Origin of the sequence: Cellulomonas sp. zg-ZUI22, from assembly GCF_017353535.1 — a bacterium.
In the GTDB taxonomy this organism is placed as follows: Bacteria; Actinomycetota; Actinomycetes; order Actinomycetales; family Cellulomonadaceae; genus Cellulomonas; species Cellulomonas wangleii.
Genome location: NZ_JAFMUZ010000003.1, coordinates 205,891 through 226,020, shown reverse-complemented (window position 1 = coordinate 226,020; position 20,130 = coordinate 205,891). Strand labels below are relative to the sequence as shown.

The 20,130-nt window shown below is 74.1% G+C and carries 18 protein-coding genes; 14 read left to right on the top strand and 4 right to left on the bottom strand.

The annotated features are described in order from the left end of the window. Positions 1-46: 46 nt before the first annotated feature. Together J1G43_RS12360 and J1G43_RS12355 are read right to left on the bottom strand one after the other, a co-directional pair. Complete coding sequence (locus tag J1G43_RS12360) at positions 47-805, bottom strand: MerR family transcriptional regulator (RefSeq protein WP_207378533.1); 759 nt, start codon at positions 803-805, stop codon at positions 47-49. Between the two features lie 94 nt (positions 806-899). Beyond that, positions 900-1,760: a formate/nitrite transporter family protein gene (locus J1G43_RS12355; protein WP_249670841.1), complete on the bottom strand. Its 861-nt coding sequence runs from the start codon at positions 1,758-1,760 to the stop codon at positions 900-902. 88 nt (positions 1,761-1,848) lie between these two features. Here J1G43_RS12355 and J1G43_RS12350 point away from each other — a divergent pair, with 88 nt between their 5' ends. Next, complete coding sequence (locus J1G43_RS12350; RefSeq protein WP_207341447.1) at positions 1,849-2,361, top strand: phosphoribosyltransferase; 513 nt, start codon at positions 1,849-1,851, stop codon at positions 2,359-2,361. Here the strand turns inward: J1G43_RS12350 and J1G43_RS12345 are convergent. Both J1G43_RS12345 and J1G43_RS12340 read right to left on the bottom strand, forming a co-directional pair. Beyond that, the gene (locus tag J1G43_RS12345) at positions 2,315-3,031 is read right to left on the bottom strand and encodes an HAD hydrolase-like protein (RefSeq protein ID WP_207370733.1); all 717 of its coding nucleotides are present in this window, start codon (positions 3,029-3,031) and stop codon (positions 2,315-2,317) included. The two genes, J1G43_RS12350 and J1G43_RS12345, sit on opposite strands and share 47 nt — an antisense overlap. Positions 3,032-3,039: 8 nt before the next feature. Further along, a complete protein-coding gene (locus tag J1G43_RS12340; protein ID WP_207378532.1) occupies positions 3,040-3,732 on the bottom strand; it encodes an HAD hydrolase-like protein in 693 nt (230 codons plus the stop codon). Between the two features lie 87 nt (positions 3,733-3,819). Here J1G43_RS12340 and J1G43_RS12335 point away from each other — a divergent pair, with 87 nt between their 5' ends. From J1G43_RS12335 to J1G43_RS12275, 13 genes are all read left to right on the top strand, one after another. Continuing rightward, positions 3,820-4,368 carry a DUF2975 domain-containing protein gene (locus J1G43_RS12335; RefSeq protein WP_207378531.1) on the top strand — a complete coding sequence of 183 codons (549 nt, stop codon included), beginning with the start codon at positions 3,820-3,822 and terminating at the stop codon, positions 4,366-4,368. A 157-nt stretch (positions 4,369-4,525) separates the two neighbouring features. Next, a complete protein-coding gene (ileS, locus tag J1G43_RS12330) occupies positions 4,526-7,870 on the top strand; it encodes an isoleucine--tRNA ligase (protein ID WP_207378530.1) in 3,345 nt (1,114 codons plus the stop codon). After that, the gene (locus J1G43_RS12325) at positions 7,867-9,252 is read left to right on the top strand and encodes a folylpolyglutamate synthase/dihydrofolate synthase family protein (RefSeq protein ID WP_207341442.1); all 1,386 of its coding nucleotides are present in this window, start codon (positions 7,867-7,869) and stop codon (positions 9,250-9,252) included. The genes ileS and J1G43_RS12325 overlap by 4 nt, the downstream gene beginning before the upstream one ends. Positions 9,253-9,389: 137 nt before the next feature. Further along, positions 9,390-10,385, top strand: coding sequence for a dihydroxyacetone kinase subunit DhaK (gene dhaK / locus J1G43_RS12320; RefSeq protein ID WP_207378529.1), 996 nt, complete (start codon positions 9,390-9,392; stop codon positions 10,383-10,385). Positions 10,386-10,415: 30 nt separating this feature from the next. Next, on the top strand, positions 10,416-11,057 hold the full coding sequence (dhaL, locus tag J1G43_RS12315) for a dihydroxyacetone kinase subunit DhaL (protein WP_207341440.1): 642 nt from the start codon (positions 10,416-10,418) through the stop codon (positions 11,055-11,057). Between the two features lie 76 nt (positions 11,058-11,133). Next, positions 11,134-11,877, top strand: coding sequence for a dihydroxyacetone kinase phosphoryl donor subunit DhaM (gene dhaM / locus J1G43_RS12310; RefSeq protein WP_207341439.1), 744 nt, complete (start codon positions 11,134-11,136; stop codon positions 11,875-11,877). Positions 11,878-11,907: 30 nt separating this feature from the next. After that, positions 11,908-12,294, top strand: a complete 387-nt coding sequence (locus J1G43_RS12305) for a DUF4233 domain-containing protein (protein ID WP_207341438.1) — start codon at positions 11,908-11,910, stop codon at positions 12,292-12,294. An 80-nt stretch (positions 12,295-12,374) separates the two neighbouring features. Then, positions 12,375-12,809 carry a nucleoside-diphosphate kinase gene (ndk, locus tag J1G43_RS12300; RefSeq protein WP_207341437.1) on the top strand — a complete coding sequence of 145 codons (435 nt, stop codon included), beginning with the start codon at positions 12,375-12,377 and terminating at the stop codon, positions 12,807-12,809. An 89-nt stretch (positions 12,810-12,898) separates the two neighbouring features. Then, on the top strand, positions 12,899-16,459 hold the full coding sequence (gene smc, locus J1G43_RS12295) for a chromosome segregation protein SMC (RefSeq protein ID WP_207378528.1): 3,561 nt from the start codon (positions 12,899-12,901) through the stop codon (positions 16,457-16,459). Positions 16,460-16,587: 128 nt separating this feature from the next. After that, a complete protein-coding gene (locus J1G43_RS12290; protein WP_207801425.1) occupies positions 16,588-16,962 on the top strand; it encodes a hypothetical protein in 375 nt (124 codons plus the stop codon). Between the two features lie 67 nt (positions 16,963-17,029). Then, a complete protein-coding gene (ftsY, locus tag J1G43_RS12285) occupies positions 17,030-18,265 on the top strand; it encodes a signal recognition particle-docking protein FtsY (protein WP_207378527.1) in 1,236 nt (411 codons plus the stop codon). Positions 18,266-18,481: 216 nt separating this feature from the next. Then, a complete protein-coding gene (locus tag J1G43_RS12280; RefSeq protein ID WP_207370725.1) occupies positions 18,482-19,786 on the top strand; it encodes an ammonium transporter in 1,305 nt (434 codons plus the stop codon). After that, a complete protein-coding gene (locus tag J1G43_RS12275) occupies positions 19,786-20,127 on the top strand; it encodes a P-II family nitrogen regulator (protein ID WP_013116698.1) in 342 nt (113 codons plus the stop codon). The genes J1G43_RS12280 and J1G43_RS12275 overlap by 1 nt, the downstream gene beginning before the upstream one ends. The last annotated feature ends 3 nt before the right edge of the window (positions 20,128-20,130 follow it).

The following is a 20,130-nucleotide window of genomic DNA, read 5'->3' as shown; positions in this document are numbered from 1 at the left end:
CGGCCGGGACCGGCGCGGCTCCTCGGGGGTCGCGCCGGTCCCGGCGTCACAGGTGGCGCGCGGCGTACTCGTGCAGGGCGTCACGCACGAACGCCGCGCCCCGCTCGTCGTCGCCGTAGTTGCGGGCGAACCGCGGGTCGGCGACGTACATGTCAGCCAGCCCGAGCACGTACCCGCGGGCCGGGGCGTCGCCCTCGCGGGGCGTACCGGGCACGTCGCGCAGCCACTGCACGTGCCGGCGCGCGAGCTCCTGCGCCTCGTCCGACGCGGGGTCGGTGCCCGCGGCGGCCGCCGCCGCCCAGTCCCGGGCGAGCGCCGCCGAGCGCTCCTGCCACGCGGTGCGCTCGTCGTCGCTCCGGCTGCGCCACCAGGCGTCACCGGCGGCGTACGCGTCGGCACCCCAGCGTTCCTCGACCTCCTGCCGGTGCTGCGTGTGGTCGAACCCGTCGAACATCTCCTCGACCATCAGGTCGCCTCCCTCGTCGCGTGCGGTGAGCGTCCGGCGCACCGAGGCCGCCTGGCGTGCGAGCCGGTCCTGCTCGGCCGTGAGCCACGCGAGGTGCCGGCGCAGCGCCGTCGCCTCGTCCGTCTCGCGGTCCAGAACCCGCCGGATCTCGGCCAGGCCGAGCCCCAGGTCGCGCAGCAGCAGGATGCGCTGCAGCCGCACGAGGGCGGCGTCGTCGTACCAGCGGTACCCGGTGCCGGCGACGCGGCTGGGGGCGAGCAGACCGATCGCGTCGTAGTGACGCAGGGCGCGGCTCGTCGTGCCTGTCAGCCGGGCGACCTCCTGGATCGACGCCTCCACGGCTCCTCCTCGACCTCGGTGTGCGGACCCGGTCGACGGTAGGAGCTGACGCGACGTCAAGGTCAAGCGGGTCGGTGCGGGCGCCGCCCCCTCGTCAGGAGGTGGGGCCGCCTTCGCGCAGCCAGCGCGAGTCGTCGTTGACGTACGCGTAGTACAGCCCGATCAGCAGCCCGCCGCCGACGAAGTTGCCGATCAGCGCCAGCCCGACGTTGCCGGCGGCCAGCCCCACGTCGATGCCCTCCTGCAACCCGACGATGGTGAACAGCACCGTGTTGGCGACCGAGTGCTCCAGCCCGAGGAAGGCGAAGATGAAGACGGCCACGATCATGACGAGCGACTTGGTCAGGTCGTCGCCGATCAGGCCGTTGTAGACCAGCAGCATCGCGAGGTTGATGCAGAAGTTGCAGAGCACCGCCCGCACCACCAGGTCGCCCCACCCCGTCGGTCCGTCGGCGACGAACGCGAGCTTGTGGTCGACCGCGGTGACCATCTGGTCGAGGGTGGCGCCCTCCGTGAGCGTCGAGTACCGCAGCAGCACCGCCACCAGCAGCCCGCCGACGAAGTTCCCGACGAAGCACAGGCCCAGCAGCCGCAGCGCGCGTCCCCACGTGGTGCGGCGGTGGTAGGCCCCGATCGAGACGATCATCATGTTCGAGGTCAGCAGCTCGGACCGCGAGTAGTAGATGAACACCAGCGCCCAGCCGAACAGGACGGCGCCCGCCATCCGACCGACCAGGTACAGCGAGGTGCCGCCGACCGTGATCTGCGCGAACGCGGACACGACGGCGTAGTGCGCCCCGTACAGCAGCCCGATGATGATCCCCGCCATCGCGGCGCGCATGAGGTAGCGGCGGCCCAGCGCGCCCGCCATGGTGGTCTTGGTCTCCAGCGCCTCGAGCACGGTGCTGATGAAGTGCTTGCCCGGGAACAGCGGGGACTCGGTACCGGCGCTCACAGCACCACGGTGGCACACATCGGAGCAGGTCTGCGCGCGGGACGCGCGGCCGGTGCGCACGCCCGGGTACGTGCGGGACCATGGAGGCATGACGACGACGGAGGCCGCGCCCGGGCAGGACCTGCCGACCGAGCGCGAGGTGCTGGACTGGACGACGTTCGGCGCCGCGACGCGCGAGGTGGCCCAGACGGTCGTGGACTCCGGGTACGTGCCCGACGTCGTCGTGTCGGTCGCGCGCGGCGGCCTGCCGCCCGGCGGGGCGATCGCCTACGCGCTGGGCACCAAGGCCGTCGGCACCATGAACGTCGAGTTCTACACGGGCATCGACAGCACGCTGCCGGAGCCGCAGCTGCTGCCCCCGCTGCTGGACACCGACGCGATGCGCGGGCTCCGCGCGCTCGTCGTCGACGACGTCGCCGACTCCGGTGAGACGCTCGCCCTGGTCAAGCGGCTGCTGTCCGCGCACTGCGCGGAGGTGCGCACCGCCGTGCTGTACGCCAAGCCGCGCTCGGTGATCGACCCGGACTACGTGTGGCGCCGCACCGACCTGTGGATCACGTTCCCGTGGTCGGCGCTGCCGCCCGTCCGGCCGACGCGCTGAGCTCGGCCCGCCCGGGCGTACGGAGCGTCGCCAGCACCCTCTCGGCCAGGCGGTCGACCGTCGGGACGACCTCGAGCGCACCGGCGCGCGCGAGCTCGCCCGGCTGCGCGTAGCCCCACGCGACGCCGACGCAGTCGACGCCGTGGGCGCGCGCACCGTGCGCGTCGTGCTCACGGTCGCCCACCATGAGCACGGGCCCGGCGGGTCGCAGCGCGTCCAGGGCCGCCGCGACGACCGTCGCCTTCGACGACGGCACGTGGTCGAGCGGTGCCCCGAACACCCCCTCGAGCAGGGGCGCGAGCCCGAAGCGCTCGCAGATGGGTCCGGCGAAGACCTCGGGCTTGCTGGTCGCCACCGCCAGCCGCACGCCCGCGTCGTGCAGGACCGTGAGCTGCTCCGGGACGCCCGGGTAGACGCTGTTCTGCCACATCCCCGTCTCGCGGAAGTACGCGCGGTACGCGGCGATCGCCTCGGGCACGCGGTCGGCCGGGACGTCGAACAGGGCGAACGACTCGGCGAGCGGCGGGCCGACGAACCGCCGCAGCGCGGTCGCGTCCGGCACGGGCAGCCCCAGCGCGGTGAACGCGACGCGGGCGCTCGCGGCGATGCCGGGGTAGGAGTCGGTGAGGGTGCCGTCGAGGTCCAGCAGGACCAGGGGTGCGTGGGTCATCCCGGCCATCATCCCAGGGTGCGGGGGCCTCGGCCCGTCACGCGGGCGAGCACCGCGGCGGGGACGTCGGCGGGCGACGCGAGCACCTCGACGGCGCCCGCCGCGAGCAGCTCCTCGGCGCCGCCGTAGCCCCACAGGGCACCGAGGCAGGGCAGGCCGTGCTCGGCGGCGCCGTGCACGTCGTGCTCCCGGTCACCGAGCATGACGGCGCGGTACCCGGTGTCGCCGACGGTCCCGCGCACCCACGCCAGCGCCCGCCCGATGATCTCGCCCTTGGTCTCCGACTCGTCGTCGGGTGCGCCGACCACGTGGTCGAGGAGCGGCGTGAGACCGGTCTCGGCGCAGATCGGCTCCGCCCAGCGCAGCGGCTTGGCCGTGGCGACCACGAGCAGCACCCCGGCCTCGCGCAGCGTGACCAGGGCCTCGGGGATGCCGTCGAACACCCGGGTGTCCCACACGCCCTCGCGGCCGAAGTGCTCGCCGTAGCCGGTGATCGCGGCGTCCACCAGGTCGACGGGCACGCCGTGCGTCGTGAACGACCACGCGATCGGCGGCCCGGCGAACGAGCGCATCGTCGCCTCGTCGGGGGCCGGCAGGCCGACCGCGGCGTAGGCGGCGCGCACCGACGCGACGATGCCGGAGGCGGAGTCCATGAGCGTGCCGTCGAGGTCGAGCAGGGCAACGGGTCGAGCGGTGGTCATGGGCCGATGGTGCCTGGTCGCCCTCGGGTCGGGCCAATCACCTGCTTGCCTCTTGACAGTCGACAGAGATCTATCGAGACTCGATAGATGACGACCTCACGCCGGCTCGTGCTCCGCATCGCTCTGGTGATCCTGCTGGCCGGCTCGCTCCTGCTCCAGGGGTTCCTGCCGGTGCTGGCGGAGGCGGTGGGCGGCGGGTACACCGAGACCGAGCGGCTCGTCGTGCCCTACGCACTGACCGCGATCGCGGCGGTCGCGTGCCTCCAGGTGTGCCTCGTCGCCGGGTGGTGGCTGCTGGCCCGCGCACACCGGGGCGAGCTCGTCGCGCCACGCTCCCTGCGGGGCGTCGACGCGGCCACCGCGGGGCTGGTCGCCGCGACCGTGCTCGCGGCGGCGCCCCTGGCCCACCTGCTCGTCGTCGTCGGGGTCGGAGGGCCCGGGGTCGTCCTCGCGCTGGTCGCGTGCGTCGCCGGCGGTGCCGGCCTCACGCGGGTGCTCCGCTCGCTGCGGGCGGACCTGCGATGCGCTCACACCACGGACGCCGATAGACTGCCCGCACAGGCATCGACCCGGCCATCACCGGTGAGCCTCCGGAAGAACGGGATCGCGTGTCCTCGTGGCGCGGGTCCTCAGTAGAACCGGACGGGGCAGGCCCGTCACAGCCGCAGGCGAGAGGCCGGGGACCCGTCCCCGGCAAGCGAGGTGGTACCGCGGTGGTGCCCGGCCGGTCCGGGTGGCGTCGTCCTCGTGGCCGTACCGCACCCTCGGGTGCGCGAGACCAGGAGCACCGACCGTGGCGTACCCGCTGCACCGCACCTCCGACGGCACGTCCGCCGGCACTCCCGCGACCGTCCCGCCGAGCCCCGACCTGCCTGCCCTCGAGCAGGACGTGCTGCGGTACTGGGAGACGGACGACACGTTCCGCGCCTCGGTGGCGCTGCGCCCGACGGGCGAGAACGGCGACAACGAGTACGTCTTCTACGACGGCCCGCCGTTCGCCAACGGCCTGCCGCACTACGGCCACCTGCTGACCGGGTACGCCAAGGACGTCGTCCCGCGCTACCAGACGATGCGCGGCAGGCACGTCGAGCGGCGGTTCGGCTGGGACACCCACGGCCTGCCGGCCGAGCTCGAGGCCGAGCGCAGGCTCGGCATCACCGACAAGTCGCAGATCGACGAGATGGGCATCGCCGCGTTCAACGAGGCCTGCCGTGAGTCGGTGCTGACGTACACCAAGGAGTGGGAGGAGTACGTCACCCGGCAGGCGCGCTGGGTCGACTTCGAGAACGACTACAAGACGCTCGACCCGTCCTTCATGGAGTCGGTGATCTGGGCGTTCAAGCAGCTGTACGACAAGGGCCTGGCCTACGAGGGCTACCGCGTCCTGCCGTACTGCTGGCGTGACGAGACGCCGCTGAGCAACCACGAGCTGCGCATGGACGAGGACGTGTACGCCTCGCGCCAGGACCCGGCGATCACCGTCGGGTTCCGTCTGGACTCCGGCGAGCTGCTGCTGATCTGGACGACGACGCCCTGGACGCTGCCGTCCAACCTGGCCGTCGCGGTCGGGCCCGACGTCGAGTACGTCGTCGTCGAGCCGGCCGCCGGGTCGCCGTTCGGCGAGGCGCACCCCGGGGAGCGCGTGGTGCTCGCCGCGGCGCGCCTGGGCGCGTACGCCCGTGAGCTGGGCGACGAGCCGACCGTCGTCGCGCGTCTGACGGGTGCCGACCTCGTGGGCCGGCGCTACACCCCGCCCTTCGACTACTTCGCCGGGCACGAGCACGCGCACCAGGTGCTCGCGGCGGACTTCGTCACCACCGAGGACGGCACCGGCGTCGTGCACCTGGCCCCGGCCTTCGGTGAGGACGACATGGCCGCGTGCGACGCCGCCGGCATCGTGCCGGTGGTGCCGGTCGACTCCAAGGGCCGGTTCACCGCGCAGGTGAGCGACTACGCCAGCACGCAGGTCTTCGAGGCGAACAAGCAGGTCATCGCCGACCTGAAGAACGGCACGGGCCCGCTGGCGCGCGTCGACGCCGCCGACCGCGCCGCCCTGGTGCGCCACGAGACCTACGAGCACTCCTACCCGCACTGCTGGCGCTGCCGGAACCCGCTGATCTACAAGGCGGTGTCCTCGTGGTTCGTGCGGGTCACCGAGTTCAAGGACCGCATGGTCGAGCTCAACCAGGGCATCGAGTGGATCCCGGGCCACATCAAGGACGGCCAGTTCGGCAAGTGGCTCGAGAACGCGCGCGACTGGTCGATCAGCCGCAACCGCTACTGGGGCACGCCCATCCCGGTGTGGGTGAGCGACGACCCGGCGTACCCGCGCGTCGACGTCTACGGCTCGTTCGCCGAGCTCGAGGCCGACTTCGGCCGCGTGCCGACCAACGACAAGGGCGAGCCGGACCTGCACCGGCCCTTCATCGACGACCTCACGCGCCCCAACCCGGACGACCCGACGGGCCGCTCGACGATGCGCCGCATCCCGGACGTGCTCGACGTGTGGTTCGACTCCGGGTCGATGCCGTTCGCGCAGGTGCACTACCCGTTCGAGAACCGCGAGTGGTTCGAGCACCACTACCCGGGCGACTTCATCGTCGAGTACATCGGCCAGACCCGCGGCTGGTTCTACACGCTGCACGTGCTGGCCACGGCGATCTTCGACCGGGCGGCCTTCCGCAACGTCATGTGCCACGGCATCGTGCTCGGCGACGACGGCCGCAAGGCCAGCAAGTCGCTGCGCAACTTCCCCGACCCGGTCCTCATGTGGGACAAGTACGGCTCGGACGCCGTGCGCTGGTCGCTCATGTCCTCCACGATCCTGCGGGGCGGCAACCTCGTGGTCACCGAGGAGGGCATCCGCGACGGCGTGCGTCAGGTGCTGCTGCCGCTGTGGAGCACGTACTACTTCTTCACGCTGTACGCCGGCGCGGCCGACGAGGGCCGTGGGTGCACGGCGCAGCGCGTCACGGCCGAGCGTGCCGCCGGCCTGGCGCCCATGGACCGCTACCTGCTGGCCCGCACCGGCGACCTCGCGACGCGGATGACCGAGCTGCTCGACGCGTACGACGTCCCCGCCGCGTGCGAGGCCGTGCGCGAGCACCTCGACCTGCTGACGAACTGGTACGTGCGCACCCAGCGCGACCGCTTCTGGTCGGAGGACGCCGACGCGTTCGACACGCTGTGGACCGCGCTGGAGACGCTCACGCGCGTCATGGCGCCGCTCGCCCCGCTCGTCACCGAGGAGGTGTGGCGCGGGCTCACCGGTGGGCGCTCCGTGCACCTCACGGACTGGCCCGTGAGCCTGCAGCCGCCGGGCGACGACGCCCCCGTCCTCCAGGGGGAGGGCGGGTGGTACGCCGTGGCCGGCGGTGGGTACGTCGGCGAGGCGCTCCTCGTCGAGGACCCGGCGCTCGTCACCGCGATGGACGAGGTCCGCGCCGTGGTGTCCTCGGCGCTCGGCCTGCGCAAGGCGCACCAGGTGCGTGTGCGCCAGCCGCTGCGCCGGCTCACGGTCGCGGTGCCGGACCCCGCGGCGCTCGCGCCGTACACCGACCTGCTGGCCGCCGAGCTCAACGTCAAGCACGTCGACGTGGTCGAGGCGGACGCCGCGACCACCGAGCGGTTCGGCATCACGCAGCGGCTCGCGGTCAACGCCCGCGCCGCGGGCCCGCGCCTCGGCAAGGCCGTGCAGCAGGTCATCAAGGGCGCCCGCTCCGGTGCGTGGCGGGTCGACGGCGAGACCGTCGTCGTCACCACCGACGCCGGGGACGTCGCCCTCGAGCCGGCGGAGTACGAGCTGACGACGGTGGTCGGCGAGGGTGCGGGGGCCGACGTGGCCGCCGCCGTCCTGGCCGGCGGCGTGGTCGTCGTCCTCGACCTCGCGCTCGACGACGCGCTGCGCGCCGAGGGGTACGCCCGCGACGTCGTGCGCGCCGTGCAGGACGCGCGCAAGGCCGCCGGTCTGCACGTCACGGACCGCGTCGACCTCACGCTCACGGTCCCGACGGCGCACGTGGCGGACGTCGAGGCGCACCGCGACTTCGTCGCCGCCGAGACCCTCGCCACGTCCGTGACCATCGAGGCCGCCGACGTGGCCGAGGTCGCCGTGACCGTCGTGCGGGCCGACGCGTGAGCCGCGAGCGCGGTGGCGCCGACCACCTGAGGGACGAGGCGGCCCGGGCCGCCCGGAAGGCGGCCGACCAGGTCTACCGGGCGATCCTGGCGCGCGCGCCGGAGCAGGACATCGACCCCACGCTCGACCGCGTCCGTGACGTGCTGGAGCTGCTGGGAGACCCGCAGCGGGCGTTCCGGTGCGTCCACGTGACCGGTACGAACGGCAAGACGTCGACGGCCCGCATGGTCGAGCGGCTGCTGCGCGAGCACGGGCTGCGCACGGGCCGGTTCACCAGCCCGCACATGACCCGGGTCACCGAGCGGATCAGCATCGACGGCGAGCCGATCAGCGACGAGCGGTTCGTCGAGGTGTGGAACGACGTCGCGCCCTACATCGAGATGGTCGACGAACGTCACCTCGCACAGGGCGGCCAGCGGCTGTCCTTCTTCGAGGTGTTCACGGTCATGGCGTACGCGGCGTTCGCCGACGCGCCCGTGGACGTCGCGGTGGTCGAGGTCGGCATGGGCGGTCGCTGGGACGCGACCAACCTCGTCGACGCCGAGGTCGCCGTCATCACGCCGATCGCGATGGACCACGAGCGCTACCTGGGCCACACCCTGGTCGAGATCGCGTCGGAGAAGTCCGGCATCGTCAAGGACGGTGCGACCGTGGTGCTCGCGCACCAGACCGACGACGTCGAGGGCGTCGTGCTCGCGGCCGCCGCCGAGCGCGGTGCGCGCGTCGTGCGCGAGGACGTCGACATCGCGGTCGTCGAGCGGCAGGTGGCGGTCGGCGGCCAGCTCGTCGCGCTGCGGGGGCTGGGCGGCGTCTACACCGACGTGTTCCTGCCGTTGTACGGCGAGCACCAGGCGCACAACGCGCTGCTGGCGCTCGCCGCCACCGAGTCGCTCCTGACCGGGGGGAGGGCGCTCGACGGTGCGGTCGTCGAGGTGGCGTTCGCGGACGTGACGTCCCCCGGCCGGCTGGAGGTCGTGCGGTCCAGCCCGACCGTCCTGGTCGACGGGGCGCACAACCCCGCCGGTGCCGAGGCGCTGGTGGACGCCGTCGAGGAGGCGTTCGAGTTCACGCGGCTCGTGGGCGTCGTCGGCGTCATGGCGGACAAGGACCCCGAGGGCATCCTCGCGGCGCTCGAGCCGCTGCTGGCCGAGGTGGTCGTCACGCAGGCGTCGAACCCGCGCGCGATGGACGCCGACGACCTCGCGGAGGTCGCCGTCGACGTGTTCGGGGAGGACCGCGTGCACGTCGCCGCGCGGCTGCCCGACGCGATCGACGTCGCGGTGCAGCGCGCGGAGGGTGAGGCCGAGCGCGGCGCCGGCGTCCTGGTGACCGGCTCGATCCTGCTGGTCGCCGAGGCGCGCATCCTGCTGGGCCGCCCCTGACCGCACGACGCACGCGCGTCCGCCCCGCCCGCCGCCTGCACGCATGTGCAGGTGGCGGGCACCGCCCCGCCTTGACGGCCGTCCGGGACCGGGGTGAGGTGGACGAGCCACCGTCGTGCACGCCGAAGGAGTCGAGCATGAAGAAGCTCATCAACGACCCGCACGACGTGGTCGTCGAGTCCGTCGAGGGTTTCGGTCTGGCCCACCCGGACGTCGTGCGGGTGCACACCGACCCGCTGTACGTCACGCGGGCCGGTGGCACCGTGCCCGGCAAGGTCGGGCTCGTCAGCGGCGGCGGCAGCGGCCACGAGCCGCTGCACGCGGGGTTCGTGGGCGTGGGCATGCTGGACGCCGCCGTGCCCGGCGCGGTCTTCACCTCCCCGACCCCCGACCAGATCGCGCCGGCGATCGCAGCGGCCGACGCCGGGGCGGGCGTCCTGACGATCGTGAAGAACTACACGGGCGATGTCCTCAACTTCGAGACCGCCGCCGAGCTCGCCGAGGCGGACGGCACCACGGTGCGCCAGGTCCTGGTGAACGACGACGTCGCGGTCGAGGACTCGACCTGGACGGCGGGCCGGCGCGGAGTGGCGGGCACCGTCGCGGTGGAGAAGATCGCCGGTGCCGCCGCCGAGCGCGGCGACGACCTCGACGCGGTCGCCGCGGTCGCGCAACGGGTGGTCGACAACGTGCGCACGATGGGCCTCGCGCTGACGGCCTGCACCGTGCCGCACGTCGGGCGACCCGGCTTCGACCTCCCGGACGACGAGATCGAGATCGGCATCGGCATCCACGGCGAGCCCGGCCGCCACCGGGTCGGCCTGGAGAGCGCCGACGCGCTGACCGAGAAGCTGCTCGGGCCCGTCGTCGAGGACCTGGGGCTCACGGGCGGCGAGCGTGTGCTCCTGCTCGTCAACGGCATGGGGGGCACGCCCGCGTCCGAGCTGTACGTCGTCTATCGTCGAGCACGCGCGTTGCTCTCCGAGCGACGGGTCGAGGTGACCCGCTCGCTCGTCGGCAACTATGTGACATCGCTGGAGATGCAGGGCGCGTCGGTCACGGTCCTCCGGCTGGACGACGAGCTGACCGTCCTGTGGGACGCCCCGGTGCACACCACCGCGCTGCGCTGGTGAGTGACGTGGGGACTGGGGGAGGCGGGGCGGATGACGCTGGACGTGGCATGGGCGGTCGACTGGGTGCGCCGCAGCGCGGCGACCGTCGACGAGCACCGGGACGAGCTGGTCGAGCTCGACCGGCAGATCGGTGACGGCGACCACGGGGAGAACCTCGCGCGGGGCTTCCGCGCGGTCGTCGCCAAGCTGGACGCGCTGGAGGCGCCGCCGGCGACGATCGGCGACGTCCTGCGGCTCGTGGCGACGACGCTGATGTCGACCGTCGGCGGCGCCGCCGGCCCGCTGTACGGCACGGCGTTCCTCCGGGCGTCGAAGGTCGGCTCGGCCGCGGCGCTCGACCGGGACGGTGTGGTGGGTCTGCTGGAGGCGGCGCTCGACGGCATCGTCACGCGCGGGCGCGCCGGGGCGGGCGAGAAGACCATGGTCGACGCCTGGACGCCGGCGGTCGCCGCGGCGGTGGACGCCGCCGACCACGGCGCGCCGCCCTCGCAGGTGCTCGCCGCGGCGGCACGCGGTGCGCAGGCCGGCGCCGACGCGACGGTGCCGCTCGTGGCGACCAAGGGCCGCGCGAGCTACCTGGGGGAGCGCTCGGCCGGGCACCTCGACCCGGGGGCCCGCTCGAGCGCCCTCATCCTGGCGGCGGCCGCCGAGGCCGCCGCCGACGCGGACTGACGACACGACGGCCGCGCCGGTCCCGGCGCGGTGCAGGGCAGCGCGCGGCAGGGACGCCGCGGGGGAGGCGGGACCGGTGACGGACCAGTGGGCGCTCGTGGCGCTCGTGCTCGTGTCGCACTCGCAGCAGCTCGCCGAGGGCGCGGCGCAGGTCGCCGCGCAGATGGCTCCGGGGGTGCGCATCCTGCCGGCGGGGGGCACCGACGACGGCGGTCTCGGCACCAGCTTCGACCGGGTGGAGGCCGCCGTGCGCGAGGCGACCGCGGGCGGGGGGTCGGTCGTCGTGCTCACCGACCTCGGGTCGGCCGTGCTCACCGCCGAGTCCGTGCTGGAGGCGGGGGACCCGGCGACCGCCGACCGGGTGCGGATCGCGGACGCGCCCTTCGTCGAGGGCGCCGTCGCGGCGGCCGTCACCGCGCACGGCGGGGCGGACGTCGACCAGGTGCTGGCGTCGGCGCAGGCCGCGGGGCGCACGTTCGGGCCCGTGGGCACGACGGCGGCGCCGGACACCGCGCCGGAGGTCGTCCCCGGGGGTGCGACCGAGCCGGTCGTGGCCCCCGACGGATCCGTGCGGGCCACGACCGTCCTGCGCAACCCGTTGGGGCTGCACGCGCGGCCGGCGGCGCTCATGGTGCGGATGCTCGCCGCCTTCGACGCGAAGGTCCAGGTCAACGGCGTCAACGCCGCCAGCGTGCTGGAGCTCATGAAGCTGGGTGCCGTGAAGGACGACGTCCTGGTCGTCACGGCGCAGGGCCCGCAGGCGGCCGAGGCGGTGCGGCGCCTCGTCGCGGACGTCGAGGCGGGCTTCGGGGAGGTCTGAGCGCCCGGCGGTCGCGGCTAGCCTTGAGCGATGAGCACGCAGCACCCGGCACCCTCGCGGCCGAAGCGTCCCGCCACGCCGCAGTTCACCCAGATGACGCTCGTCCTCGAGGCGCTGCTGGTGTTCTTCGCGACCCTCGTGGCCCACGGGCTGCGTGTCGCGCCCACCGCCACCGTGTGGGCGCTGGGCGGCATCACGGCGCTGATCCTGCTGCTGCTCGCGGGGTACGTCGGACGGCCGGGGGGCTACGTCGCCGGGACCGTCGCCCAGGTCGCCGTCCTCTCCTTCGGTGTGCTCGTGCCGATGATGTTCGTCATCGGCGGCGTCTTCGTCGTGCTCTGGGCGGTGTCGCTGTGGCTGGGTGCGCGGATCGACCGCGAGCGTGCGGAGTACGACGCGGCGCACCCGGAGGGCTGACCGGGTCGCGTCGAGCGCCCACGTCCGGACACCGGACGTGACAGCCCGGGGGGCCGCGGGTCCCCGCTAGGGTGGCGGCCATGTCTGACGCACCCCTCACGCAGCGCACGCTCGTCCTGGTCAAGCCCGACGGAGTCCGGCGCGGGCACGTCGGCGAGGTCCTGCGCCGCATCGAGGCGAAGGGCTACACGCTCGTCGCCGTCGAGCTCCGCCAGGCCGACGAGGCGCTCCTGGCCGAGCACTACGCCGAGCACGCCGGCAAGCCGTTCGTGGGCGCGCTCATCGACTTCATGCGGTCCGGTCCGGTGCTGGCCGTCGTCGTCGAGGGCAACCGGGTCATCGAGGGCTTCCGGTCCCTCGCCGGCGCCACCGACCCGACCGTCGCCGCCCCGGGCACGATCCGGGGCGACCTGGCGCGCGACTGGGGCACCAAGCTCATCGAGAACATCGTGCACGGGTCGGACGGCGAGGAGTCGGCGGCCCGCGAGATCGCCCTGTGGTTCCCCGGCCTGTGACGCCCTGACGCCCACGCGACGCGGGGCCGCACACGCCCGGGCACCCGGCGTGCGCGGCCCCGCGTCGTGCGTTGCCTAGGCTGCCTCACGTGCACCTCAAGACCCTGACCCTGCGCGGGTTCAAGTCGTTCGCCTCGGCGACGACGCTGAGCTTCGAGCCGGGCATCACGTGCGTCGTCGGGCCGAACGGCTCCGGCAAGTCCAACGTCGTGGACGCGCTCGCCTGGGTGATGGGGGAGCAGGGTGCCAAGTCGCTGCGCGGCGGCAAGATGGAGGACGTCATCTTCGCCGGGACGTCCGGCCGCCCGCCGCTGGGACGGGCCGAGGTCTCGCTGACGATCGACAACACCGACGGTGCGCTGCCGATCGAGTACTCCGAGGTCACGATCTCGCGGACGCTGTTCCGCAACGGCGGCTCCGAGTACGCGATCAACGGCCGCGGCTGCCGCTTGCTGGACATCCAGGACCTGCTGTCCGACTCCGGCCTGGGCCGCGAGATGCACGTCATCGTCGGGCAGGGGCAGCTCGACGCCGTGCTGCGCGCGACCCCCGAGGAGCGTCGCGGATTCATCGAGGAGGCAGCGGGGGTCCTCAAGCACCGCAAGCGCAAGGAGAAGGCGCTGCGCAAGCTCGACGCGATGCAGGGCAACCTCACGCGGCTGGGTGACCTCACCGCGGAGATCCGCCGCCAGCTCGGTCCGCTCGGCCGGCAGGCGGAGGTCGCCCGCAAGGCGGCCGTGGTCCAGTCGGACCTGCGCGACTCGCGGGCGCGGCTGCTCGCGGACGACCTGGCACAGCTGCGGGCCCGTCTGGAGCAGGAGATCGCCGACGAGTCAGCCGTGCGGGAGCGCCGCGAGCAGGTCGAGACGGCGCTCGCCGAGGCCCGTGGCCGGCTGGTGGCGCTCGAACGGCAGGCCGCGGAGGCGGCGCCGGCCGTGAGCGAGGCCGGTGACGTCTGGTACCGGCTCTCGTCGCTGCGCGAGCGCGTGCGCGGCACCGCGTCGCTCGCGGCGGACCGCGCACGGCTGCTGGGGTCGGCCACCACCGAGCGCCCCACCGGGCAGGACCCCGCCGACCTGGAGGCGCAGGCCGCACGGGTGCGGACCGCGGAGGCCGAGCTCACGGCGGACGTCGAGCTCGCCCGGGCCGCCGTCACGGCCGCCGGGACCGCGCGGCAGGAGGCGGAGGCCGCTGCCGGTGCGGCCGAGCGGGCGCTCGCGGACCTGCAGCGCAGCGCCGCCGACCGCCGCGAGGGCGTCGCGCGGCTCGCCGGGCAGGTCGCCGCCCGCCGCAGCCGCGTCGAGGCGACGGAGGCCGAGATCGGTCGGTTGCGCGCATCGCTCGCCGCGGCCGAGGAGCGCGCCCGCGACGCCACGACGCAGTTCGCGGCGCTGGAGTCCCAGGTCGCCGGCGTGGAGCAGGGCGAGGAAGGACTCGACGCCGAGCACGAGGCCGCCGCCGAGGCCCTCGACACCGCCACCGCCCGCGTCGCGGAGCTCGAGGACGCGCTGCGCGCGGCGGAGCGGGAGCGGGACCAGCAGACGTCCCGCGCCGAGACGCTCGAGATGTCCCTCAGCCGCAAGGACGGTGCCGGTGCGCTGCTGGCCGCCGACACCCTGCCGGGTGTCGTGGGCTCGGTCGCGGCGCTGCTCAGCGTCGGCGAGCGTGACGAGGAGGCGATCGTCGCGGCGCTCGGGGCCGTGGCCGACGCCGTCGCCGTGGAGTCCGTCGACGCCGCCGTCGACGCGATCCGCCACCTGCGCGCGGAGGACGCCGGCCGCGCCACCCTGCTCGTCGCCGGTGCCTCGCCCGACTCCGACGTCGACCTGCCCGCGGGTGCCGACCGCGCCGTCGACCTCGTGCAGGCGCCCGCGACCGTGCGCGACGCCGTGCGCGCGCTGCTCGCGGAGGTTGTCGTCGTGGACGACCTCGCGGCCGCGCGGCCCCTGGTCGCGGCGCACCCGCACCTCGTCGTGGCGACGCGCACGGGTGACGTGCTCTCCCGGCACCGGGCGTCCGGCGGGTCCGCGTCGGCGCCCAGCGCGCTGCACCTGCAGGCGGCCCTCGACACGGCACGCTCGGCCGCCGCCACCGCCACCGCGAGCGCCGAGCGGCTCCGCTTCGAGCTCGCCACGGCACGGGAGGACCGTGCCGCGGCTCAGGAGCAGGTGGACGCGACCCTCGAGCGCCTCAACGAGTCCGACGCCGCCCTCGCGGCGGTGGCGGAGCAGCTCGGCCACCTGGGGTCCGCCGCCCGCGCCGCCCGCGCCGAGGCCGAGCGCGTCCAGCGGTCGCTGGAGGCGGCCGGCGCGACGCTCGAGGCGGACCACGCGACGCTCGTCGAGCTCACCGAACGGCTCGCCGCCGCGCAGGAGGCGCCGCAGGACACCGAGGCGGCGATCGCCGGGGCCACCGCGCGGCGGGACGCGACGGCGCAGGCCGCCACGGCTGCCCGGGGCCGCGAGACGGAGGCGCGTCTCACGCTGCGCACGGGTGAGGAGCGCGCCCGGGCGCTCGCGGGCCGCGCCGAGTCGCTGGAGCGTGCGGCGACCGCCGAGCGGGCCGCGCGCGAGAAGGCCGCCCGCCGGCAGCAGGAGCGGGCCCGCCAGGCCGCCGTGGCGCGCGCGGTGCAGACCGCCGCTGCGCGCACCGGGGAGCTCCTCGACCGGGCGCTGCGCCGCGCCGCGGACGAGCGCGACGCCGCCGAGGCCGCCCGCGCCGAGCGCGACGCCGCCCTGACGACCGTCCGCGCGCAGGTCGACGTGCTGGTGCGGGACCTGGCCGAGCTCACGGACGTGGCGCACAAGGACGAGGTGGCCCGTGCCGAGCAGCGGCTGCGCATCGAGCAGCTGGAGACCCGCGCGGTCGAGGAGCTGGGGCTCGACCCCGAGGTGCTGCTCGAGGAGTTCGGTCCGCACCGCGACGTCCCCGTCGTGCTGCCGCCGGGGACCGAGCCGGCACCGGACGCGCCGACCGCCGTGCCCTACGTGCGTGCGGAGCAGGAGAAGCGCCTGCGGTCGGCGGAGCGTGCGCTCGCGCAGCTCGGACGGGTCAACCCCCTGGCGCTCGAGGAGTTCGATGCGCTGGAGGAGCGGCACCGGTTCCTCGTCGAGCAGCTCGCCGACCTCAAGAAGTCGCGCAGCGACCTGCTGGAGATCGTCAAGGACATCGACCAGCGGGTCGAGCAGGTGTTCACCGAGGCGTACCGGGACACCGCCGCCGCCTTCGACGTCGTGTTCCCGCGGCTGTTCCCGGGCGGTGAGGGACGGCTGGTCCTCACGGACCCGGACGACATGCTGACCACGGGCATCGAGGTCGAGGCGCGACCCGCCGGCAAGAAGGTGAAGCGGCTGTCGCTGCTGTCGGGCGGCGAGCGCTCGCTCACGGCCGTCGCGCTGCTGGTGGCGATCTTCAAGGCGCGGCCGAGCCCGTTCTACGTCATGGACGAGGTCGAGGCTGCGCTGGACGACGCCAACCTGGGCCGGCTGCTGGAGATCTTCCGGGAGCTGCAGCAGGACTCGCAGCTGATCGTCGTCACGCACCAGAAGCGCACCATGGAGATCGCGGACGCGCTGTACGGGGTCACGATGCGCGGCGACGGCGTGACCACCGTCATCAGCCAGCGCATGACCGACGACGTCCCCGCCTGAGGTCGCGCCCCCCGGCCGCGGGGTCCGGGCGGGTGACCGGGTGACGCCGTGTGAAGGTTGTGCGGGGGTTGCCCGGCACACCGTGCGTGTGCGCGACGGTCGCGGGCGACCCGTCGCAGAATCGTGTCGTGGCTGTCGTCATCACGCTTCTCCTCGTCGCCCTCCTCGTCGCCGCGGTGGCGCTCGTCGCCGTCCCCTCGAGGCCGGACGGCGAGAGCCCGTGGGTCGCGTTCCGGCGTGGTCTGCGTGCGCGCCGCGACCCCGACGTCGAGCAGGCGGAGGCCGCCCGCGCCGCCGCCGCGCGACCGGTGGACCTGTCGCTGGCCGACTTCCTGCGGGCGACGGCCTCGGAGGGCGACGGCTACCTGCACCCCGACGAGCTGGCCGAGGACCTGCGCCTCGCCCGTGAGCGCGCCGCCCACGTGCTGCGCGTCGGCCGTGACGCCACCCGGACGCACGACACCCGGGCCGACGAGCCCCGCAGCGAGGACGCCCACCGGTGACGCGGTCCTGACACCGCCCTGACGTCCCGGGTCGCACCGGGGCCGCGCAGCCCGACAGACTGTCCGCGTGGACTTCAACGACCTTCTGCCCTACCTGGTCGGCGTGCCCGTGCTCGCCGCGGGCGTCGCCGCCGCCGTGCGCCTGCGCCGCCGTCCCACGGACACGCCGCGCACCGACACCCGGCCCGCCGAGACGCCGCCTGCCGGGGGTGCCCCCGCCGTGGGGACCGGCGTCGCGGACCGTCCGGCCGCGCCCGCCGACACCGGACCTGCCGTGCCCGACGAGGGCCCGGAGGCCACCGGTACGACCGACCTGCTCGAGGTCCCCGAGGACCTCGCGACCCCGCCGCTGGAGACCCCGGCCCCCACCGCGGGCCGGCTGCGGCGGCTGCGCGAGCGGCTCGCCCGCTCGGGCTCGCCGCTGGGCACCCGGCTGCTGGGCGTGCTCTCGCGCGACCAGCTGACGGAGGACGACTGGGACGAGCTCGAGGAGACCCTGCTGCTCGCGGACGTGGGTGCCGGACCCACCGACGAGCTGATCGAGGCGCTGCGCACGCGCGTGCGCGTGGAGGGGCTGCGGGACGGCGAGCAGGCGCGCGCCGTGCTGCGCGAGCAGCTCCTCGCTCTCGTGGACCCCACGCTCGACCGGACGCTGCACACCACGCCGACCACCGGGGAGGACGGCGCCCGCGTGCCGGCCGTCGTCCTCGTCGTCGGGGTGAACGGCACCGGCAAGACCACCACCGTCGGCAAGCTGGCGCGCGTCCTCGTGGCCGACGGCAGCAGCGTCGTGCTCGGCGCGGCCGACACCTTCCGCGCGGCGGCGGCCGACCAGCTCGAGACCTGGGGCTCACGCGTGGGGGTCCCCACGGTCCGCTCCGACCGTGACGGTGCCGACCCGGCCGCGGTCGCGTTCGACGCGGTGCGTGCGGGTGTGCGCGACGGCGCCGACGTCGTGCTCGTCGACACGGCCGGCCGGCTGCAGAACAAGGCCGGGCTGATGGACGAGCTCGGCAAGATCACGCGCGTCATCACCCGCACGGCCCCGCTGTCCGAGGTGCTGCTCGTGCTGGACGCGACGACCGGCCAGAACGGTTTGAACCAGGCGCGGGTGTTCGGCGAGGTCGCCGGCGTCACCGGCATCGTGCTGACCAAGCTCGACGGCACCGCCAAGGGCGGCATCGTCGTGGCGGTGCAGCGCGAGCTGGGGGTGCCGGTCAAGCTGGTCGGGCTGGGTGAGGGTCCCGACGACCTGGCGCCCTTCGACCCGGAGGCCTTCGTCGACGGTCTGCTGCAGTCCTGAGCCGCGACCGGGCCCCGCGCGCCGGGGCCCGGTCCGGCCGGACCAGCCGTCGGGACGCGACGTCCCGAGCACTGGACATCTGCCCAGCACGAAACCCAACGTTTACGCGCGGGGGGCGGCTGTCACACGTGCGTAACCCCCGCGCCGGTACCGCGAAACGCGATCGCTCCACAGTTGTCCCCGTCCGGCCGCCCGGCTGGCGAGGGGAGTGCAGACATGGAGTGGGACACCGGAGCCGCAGCCTGGATGCTGACGTCAGCATCCCTCGTGCTCCTCATGACGCCAGGACTGGCGTTCTTCTACGGGGGCATGGTCAGGGGCAAGTCCGTCCTCAACATGATGATGATGTCGTTCGGCGCCATGGGCGTCGTCGGGGTCCTCTACGTGCTGTGGGGCTGGTCGATGTCGTACGGCTCGAGCGTGGCCGGCGTGTTCGGCAACCCGTTCGACCAGTTCGGCCTCAGCGGCACGCTCTTCGACGCGGACGGCGAGCCCATGGTCGGCCTGGGGAACTACCCGCAGGTCATCGACGTGGCGTTCCAGGTGACGTTCGCCATCATCACGGTCGCGCTCATCAGTGGCGCGCTGGCCGACCGCACCAAGTTCGGGACCTGGATGGCGTTCGTCGCGGTGTGGGTCACCGTGACCTACTTCCCGATGGCCCACATGGTCTGGGGCGGCGGGCAGCTGTCCGGCGCCGAGGGCTCGATCGCGGCCGCGATGTTCGGCACCACCGACGGCACGGCCAACACCGCACCCATCGACTTCGCGGGCGGCACGGTCGTCCACATCAACGCCGGTATCGCCGCGCTCGTCCTGGCGCTGCTCGTCGGCAAGCGCAAGGGCTTCGGCACGGAGGCCATGCGGCCGCACAACCTGCCGTTCGTGATGCTCGGCGCCGCGCTGCTGTGGTTCGGCTGGTTCGGCTTCAACGCCGGCTCCGCCTTCGGCGCCGACGAGAACGCGGGCATGGCCTGGGTCAACACGACGACCTGCACCGCCGCCGCGATGCTCGCCTGGCTCATCACGGAGAAGTTCCGTGACGGTCACGCGACGTCGCTGGGTGCCGCATCGGGCATCGTCGCCGGCCTCGTCGCCATCACCCCGGCCGCCGGTGCGCTCCGCCCGGTCACGTCGATCATCCTGGGCGTCATCGCGGGCGTGCTCTGCGCCCTCGCCGTCGGCCTGAAGTACAAGTTCGGCTACGACGACTCGCTCGACGTCGTCGGTGTCCACCTCGTCGGCGGTCTCGTCGGTACCGTGATGATCGGCTTCCTGGCCGCCGACACGGGTCTGTTCTTCGGCGGTGGCGCCAACCAGCTCGTCATCCAGATCGTGATCGCGCTCGTGGCGGTCGTCTTCTCCGGTCTGACGACGCTGGTGATCGGTCTCATCCTCAAGGCCACGCTCGGGTGGCGCGTCTCGCAGGACGTCGAGGTCGGCGGCATCGACCTCGCGGTGCACGGTGAGACGGCGTACGAGAACCTGGGCGGCGCCCGTGTCGTGTCGGAGGTGAAGTGATGACGAAGCTCGTGACGGCGATCATCCAGCCGCACCGGTTGGACGACGTGAAGTCGGCCCTCGAGGCCGCCGGGGTCCGTGGACTCACGGTCAGCGAGGCCAGCGGCTACGGTCGGCAGAAGGGTCACACCGAGGTCTACCGGGGTGCGGAGTACACCGTGGACCTGGTGCCGAAGGTGCGGATCGACGTCCTCGTCGCCGACGAGGACGTGGCCGGGGTCACCGAGGTGGTCGTGCAGGCCGCGCAGACCGGCAAGATCGGTGACGGCAAGGTCTGGGTGGTCCCGGTGGAGGACGTGGCTCGCGTCCGCACCGGTGAGCACGGCGACGACGCGCTCTAGGTC

Coding starts and splice junctions, on each gene's coding strand:
- J1G43_RS12335 (WP_207378531.1), top strand. CDS start 3,820: ATGACGACCTCACGCCGGCTCGTGCTCCGCATCGCTCTGGTGATCCTG.
- ndk (WP_207341437.1), top strand. CDS start 12,375: ATGTCTGACGCACCCCTCACGCAGCGCACGCTCGTCCTGGTCAAGCCC.
- dhaL (WP_207341440.1), top strand. CDS start 10,416: ATGACGCTGGACGTGGCATGGGCGGTCGACTGGGTGCGCCGCAGCGCG.
- J1G43_RS12345 (WP_207370733.1), bottom strand. CDS start 3,031: ATGACCCACGCACCCCTGGTCCTGCTGGACCTCGACGGCACCCTCACC.
- dhaK (WP_207378529.1), top strand. CDS start 9,390: ATGAAGAAGCTCATCAACGACCCGCACGACGTGGTCGTCGAGTCCGTC.
- J1G43_RS12350 (WP_207341447.1), top strand. CDS start 1,849: ATGACGACGACGGAGGCCGCGCCCGGGCAGGACCTGCCGACCGAGCGC.
- J1G43_RS12280 (WP_207370725.1), top strand. CDS start 18,482: ATGGAGTGGGACACCGGAGCCGCAGCCTGGATGCTGACGTCAGCATCC.
- J1G43_RS12305 (WP_207341438.1), top strand. CDS start 11,908: ATGAGCACGCAGCACCCGGCACCCTCGCGGCCGAAGCGTCCCGCCACG.
- J1G43_RS12275 (WP_013116698.1), top strand. CDS start 19,786: ATGACGAAGCTCGTGACGGCGATCATCCAGCCGCACCGGTTGGACGAC.
- J1G43_RS12340 (WP_207378532.1), bottom strand. CDS start 3,732: ATGACCACCGCTCGACCCGTTGCCCTGCTCGACCTCGACGGCACGCTC.